This is a genomic window from Nonomuraea sp. K271 (genome assembly GCF_009908215.1).
Classification (GTDB): Bacteria; Actinomycetota; Actinomycetes; order Streptosporangiales; family Streptosporangiaceae; genus Nonomuraea; species Nonomuraea longispora.
This window is the reverse complement of sequence record NZ_JAAAHR010000302.1, coordinates 1-5,016: the sequence shown is the minus strand read 5'-3', so window position 1 is coordinate 5,016 and position 5,016 is coordinate 1. Positions and strand designations below refer to the sequence as shown.

The window sequence follows — 5,016 nt, the reverse complement described above, 5'->3', positions numbered from 1 at the left end:
CACTCCACCCCACCCACCCCAACCACCCGCACTTCAACATCGGGAAAGGGCTCACCAATGGGAGGCAGAGCGGGCCACCGAGCGGGGTGGCCGTCCAGAATGTGCTCGGTGACGACGTGGGTCTCCGAGGGGCCGTACTGGTTGCGCAGCACCCAGCCGTGCCGGGCGGCCAGTTCCCTCAGCCTGTCAGTGATCTTCAACTGCTCGCCGGCGAGGACGATCTCGCGCAGCGAGGCAGCCGCCCGCTCGTCCGCACGCAGCCCGTCGAGCACCCATTCGAGCACGCCGGCGGGCATGAACCACTGCTCGGCACGCTCCCTGCGAACCAAGTCGAGCAGTGCGCGCACGTCCCTGCGGGTCTCCTCCGGGACGACGACCAGCCGGCCACCTGTGGCGAGCGTGCCGAGGATCTCCTGGATGGAGACGTCGAAGACCGTGGGCGCGTACTGGAGGGTGGTCCGCAGGTGAGGGAGGCTGCGGGCGCAGTGGTGCCGGAGCATGTTGCCGAGGACGCCACGGGTCACCATCACGCCCTTCGGCATGCCGGTGGAGCCGGAGGTGTGAATGACGTAGGCGAGATCGTCCGGGCGGGCCGCGCACGGCGGCGGGCCGATCCGGCCGCCCGGCCGCCGGCCCGTCAGAACCGTCTCCAGCGGCACGACATGATCCGCCCAGTCCGGGACGTCCTGCCCCGCGTTGTGGGACAGCAGCAGCGACAGGCCGCTCCGCTCGGCCATCGCACGCAGCCTGGCGGGAGGGTGGGCGACATCCAGCGGAACGTAAGCAGCCCCAGCCTTCAGCACGGCGAGCACCGCCACGACGAAATCCACCGACCGTTCCAGCCAGAGGCCGATCAGGTCCTCCGGGCCGATTCCCTGTCCGGCCAGGAACCAGGCCAGTCGGTCGGAGTCGGCGTCCAGCTCCGCATAGGTGAGCGAGCCGTCACGGTCGGCGACCGCGACGGAGTCCGGCCTGCGTGCCACCCAGCCGGCGAAGGAACGGATCGGCCACCACTCCGCGGGAGTCCCCATGTCACACCTCGCTCGTGTCATACACCCATGTCGTGCGCACCCACATCGGGCCCGCCACGTGCGGTCTCAGAAGGGACGACGGTGCCGTACGCGTCCCGCAGCCGCCGCTCTCTCAGCTCCGCCAGTCGTTCCAGGCTGCCCAGCACGAGGTCAGGGGCCACGCCGAAGTCGATCAGCGCGGCGATCTCGTCGACACCCGCCGCCTCCAGCGAATCGATCATGCGGTCGCAATGCCGGGCATCCCCCATCAGCGAGGCATGGTCCACGTACCGGTGGAAGCCGAACTCGAGCAGGTCGTCCTCATGTTCGGCGTAGTCGCTGATGTCCTCTGCCGCGTGGAGGCCGGCGGCCAGCGAACGGGCGAGATCGAGATGCGTACGCAGATACTCGCGGAACGGCTCGCGGACGATCTCGCGCACCTCGGCCGTGTCGGCGCCGACGAAGGTGTGGATCATCACGGTCACCTTCCGGGTCGCCGGGTCGTGGCCGTGTTCCGCCAGCACCGCCCGATAGCGGGCGATGCGCCGTTCAAGCTGCTCGACGTTCTGGTTCAGCAGGGCCGTCAGCACGTTGACCCCCAGCTCGCCGGCCGCCTCGAAGCTGCTGTCGTTCTCGCCGCTGGCGGTCAGCCAGATGGGCAGTTCGGGCTGCACAGGTCGGGGGTAGGTGGTGATCTCGCTCTCCCCCACGGGGGTGCGCACCCGGACCGGTTCGCCGCGCCACAGCCGGCGTACCCGGTCGAAGTGCTCCTTCAGCACCTCACGGCGGCGGGCGAACGCCTCAGGCGCGAACACGAAGTCGGTCGGATGGAATCCGGAGGCCATGGCGATGCCGGCCCGGCCACCGGACAGATTGTCGACCACCGCCCATTCCTCGGCGACGCGGATGGGGTCGTGCAGCGGCAGGACCAGGCTGCCGGCGCGCAGCCCAATGCGTTCAGTCTGCGGAGCGAGCGCGGCGGCCAGCAGGACGGGGGCGGGATACGGGCCGCCGAAGGAGTGAAAGTGACGCTCGGGCGTCCAGACCGCCTCGAAACCACGCCGGTCCGCGAGCTGGGCCGCCTCCATGACCAACCGGTAGCCGGTGTCGTCGCCCGACTGCGCCGAGAAGAAGAACACGCTGAACGTCGCCGGCGCGCGCCGCACCGCATGGTGACCCGCGTCGCCGGGCGTGGGTTCCCTGGCGAAGCCGGAGGGCGCGCGCAGTCCTTCCGGCAGGGCCACCCCGCGCCGGCGCAGCTCGCTTTCGACCTGCTCACGCCGTTCCGGCGGGAGTGCCGCCAGTCGGCGCGTCAGCTCATCCAGATCGGGCATTCCGTCTGCCACTCCGTCCTGCGTCCGGCCCGCGCCTCCGGCGAGGCGGCACGGGGCTGGTCTCTGGTGGGATCTCCGGGTCGCATGGCGATACCGGCTGGGCGGAAGATCAGGCGTAGGCCGGTCCGCCGGCTCGATGTCCGTCCACCCGCGCCACCTGCTCCTGGGCGTAGTACCGGAGCACGTCGTGCATCGTGTAGGCGTCCGGCCGGCGTTCCTGCAACAGGTGCGCGGAGGCCAGCCGCCGGATCAGCCGCCGGGCCGCCCTCGGCGAGCGGCCGAGCAGCGCCGCGGCGGACTCGATGGTCACCACCGGCTTGGCTTCCTGCCCGAGCAGCACGAACAGCCGTTGAGCTCGCGGTGGGAGCGCGTCGAACGAGGCGTCGAGCGCCCGCCGTACCGCCTGACGCTCGTCACCGACCACCTCCAGAGCCGTCAGCCGCCTCTCGGTCAGCTCGGCGTGGTATTCGGCGATGCTCCCGCTCCACGCGGACAGGTTCGCCGCCACGATCCCGAGCGCCAGCGGCAGCCCCGAGCACGTCCTGATCAACGCGTCCACGGCCGTACGCTCGGCCTCGACGCGCTCGGCTCCCAGAGCGTCGATCAGCAACGCGCGTCCCTCGTCCGGCGCCAGCGGGGAGAGCTCGACCGTCCGCGCGCCGTCGTGGGCGATCAGGCCGAGCAGCCGCTCACGACTGGTGACGATGACCAGACTCCCCGGTCCCGCGGGCAGCAGCGGCCGCACCTGCCCGACCTGGCGGGCGTCGTCCAGGACCACCAGCACGCGGCGGTCGGCAAGCAGCGATCGGTACACGGCCGCCGCCTCCTCCTGATCGGCGGGCACCTGGTCGGCCGACGTGCCGAGTGCCCGCAGGCATCGGGCCAGTCCGTCGGCCGCCGACATCGGCCCGACGGCGGAGTGGCCGCCGAGGTTGAGGAAGAGCTGGCCGTCAGGAAACCGGTCACGGACGCGGTGCGCCCACCGCACGGCCAAAGCCGTCTTGCCGACGCCCGCCATACCGGTGATGAGCGCGATCGCCGTCTCGGGGATCGACTCCTCAAGAAGCCCGTTCAGCATCCGAAGCTGCGGCTCACGACCACTGAACCGCCGTGCGGCCGGTGGCAGCTGCGCGGGCACAGGCGTCATCGTCCGGACGGGACGGTCGGCGCCGGAGGCAGCCGTGGGCTCGCTCGCCGAAGCCGAACGCCGCAGCAATCGCAGGTAGGCGGCACGCAAGCGGTCGCCAGGATCGATGCCGAGCTCGTCGCGCAGCCTCCGCCGTACTGTGTCGTAGGCGGTCAGCGCGGCAGCTTGCTGCCCAGTGACACAAAGCGCTTCGACCAGCAGCGCCAGCACCCATTCGTCGAGCGGCTGCCGTCGTGCGGCGGGTTCCAGGATGTCGAGCGCGCGCCGAGCGGCTCCTTGCGCCAGCAGTGCCTCGGCGCAATCGGCTTCGGCCCACCGCCGCTGCTGGAGGAGTCGTTCGACGACCGCAACGTCCAGGCGATCGCTCGGTACGTCACCCAGCAACGGTCCGCGCCACAGTGCCAGTGCCTGCTCGAGCAACTGCACCCGCTCCGGCGCTTCCGCTGGACAGCTGCGGGCCTCGTCCACGAGCTGCTGGAATTTGTGCGCGTCGGACATCGCGCCCGAGGCATAGCGGAGCGCGTAGCCGCCGCCCTCGCTGATGACCGTCACGAGGTTATCCGTCGCGTGAGCGAGCCAAGCCCGCAGCCGATGGACGGCCACCTGGACGACGGCTCCAGACCTGGGGTTGGCCTCCGCACCCCACCCGAGGCGGAACAACGCCAAGGAGTCGATCTTCATGTCGGCGAGTGCCAGACCTGCCAGCAGGACACGCGCCCTGGCCGGCGGAGCAGCGAACGTGCCCATCGGCCCGCAGACTCCCACGGGCCCCAGAAGGAGCACCGTAGGCCGCTCTCGCGAGGAGGCAGGCTCAGCCGACATGATCGGGCCGGATCTCATGCTCATCGCGCGCCATCAGTCTTGCTCTCCATGGCGCGCCGCAAGCTCAGGGGCCGCAAATCCGTCCACACCTCATCGATGTAGTCCAGGCAGTCCTGCTTTACGCCGGACACTCCAACAGACCGCCAGCCCTCAGGTATCTGCTGGTCGACGGGCCAGATGGAGTACTGCTCTTCGTCGTTGACTACAACGTCGTAGACCTGATTGCCATCTTCGTTGAACATCCTTGCTGACTCTTTCACCCGCTGCCGTCACCACTACGCCACCTACGGGAACTCGTGCACGACCTCATGTGGACGGCGATGCGTCGAAAACGTGGCCGCCTCTCCATGTTCGTTTCCCGTGCCGCGCTGTTCACGTCACCGAAAGAAGGGACATGACCTGAGGTTCAGCTGTTCACGGGACAGTGCGGTACGGCGACTGAGCCCCTCCCGGAATCCGTTCTCGGGACGATCATCACGGGTCGAGTGCCTGATCAAACCCTTCTGCGGGTTGCGACCATCCAAAACGTCAGCTCGCAAATCGGATGTAAAATAGGAACGGCCAAGGAATGCCACCCGCCGGGTGGCCCGGAGGAGTCTCACCTCCGGGCTCCCACAGAACGGAGCGTGACGATCTCTCGTCACTCCGCTCGTCTCATCCAGTCCGTCAGAACTCGGTCATGTAAGCCCAGTGTGCGAACAGG

General features: G+C 69.4%; 4 protein-coding genes. All 4 read right to left on the bottom strand.

Annotation, left to right across the window (positions count from 1 at the left end; all coding sequences use genetic code 11):
* Positions 1-1,031, bottom strand: a 1,031-nt coding sequence (locus GUY59_RS45945; RefSeq protein ID WP_161715092.1) for an AMP-binding protein, incomplete at its 3' end; no start/stop codon positions are given.
* A 17-nt stretch (positions 1,032-1,048) separates the two neighbouring features.
* Positions 1,049-2,344, bottom strand: coding sequence for a MupA/Atu3671 family FMN-dependent luciferase-like monooxygenase (locus tag GUY59_RS45940; protein ID WP_138208642.1), 1,296 nt, complete (start codon positions 2,342-2,344; stop codon positions 1,049-1,051).
* Positions 2,345-2,453: 109 nt separating this feature from the next.
* Positions 2,454-4,238 carry an AfsR/SARP family transcriptional regulator gene (locus GUY59_RS45935; protein WP_161715091.1) on the bottom strand — a complete coding sequence of 595 codons (1,785 nt, stop codon included), beginning with the start codon at positions 4,236-4,238 and terminating at the stop codon, positions 2,454-2,456.
* Positions 4,239-4,333: 95 nt separating this feature from the next.
* Entirely contained in the window at positions 4,334-4,555 is a 222-nt protein-coding gene (locus GUY59_RS45930; protein ID WP_138208644.1) for an MbtH family protein, read from the bottom strand.
* Positions 4,556-5,016: the final 461 nt, after the last annotated feature.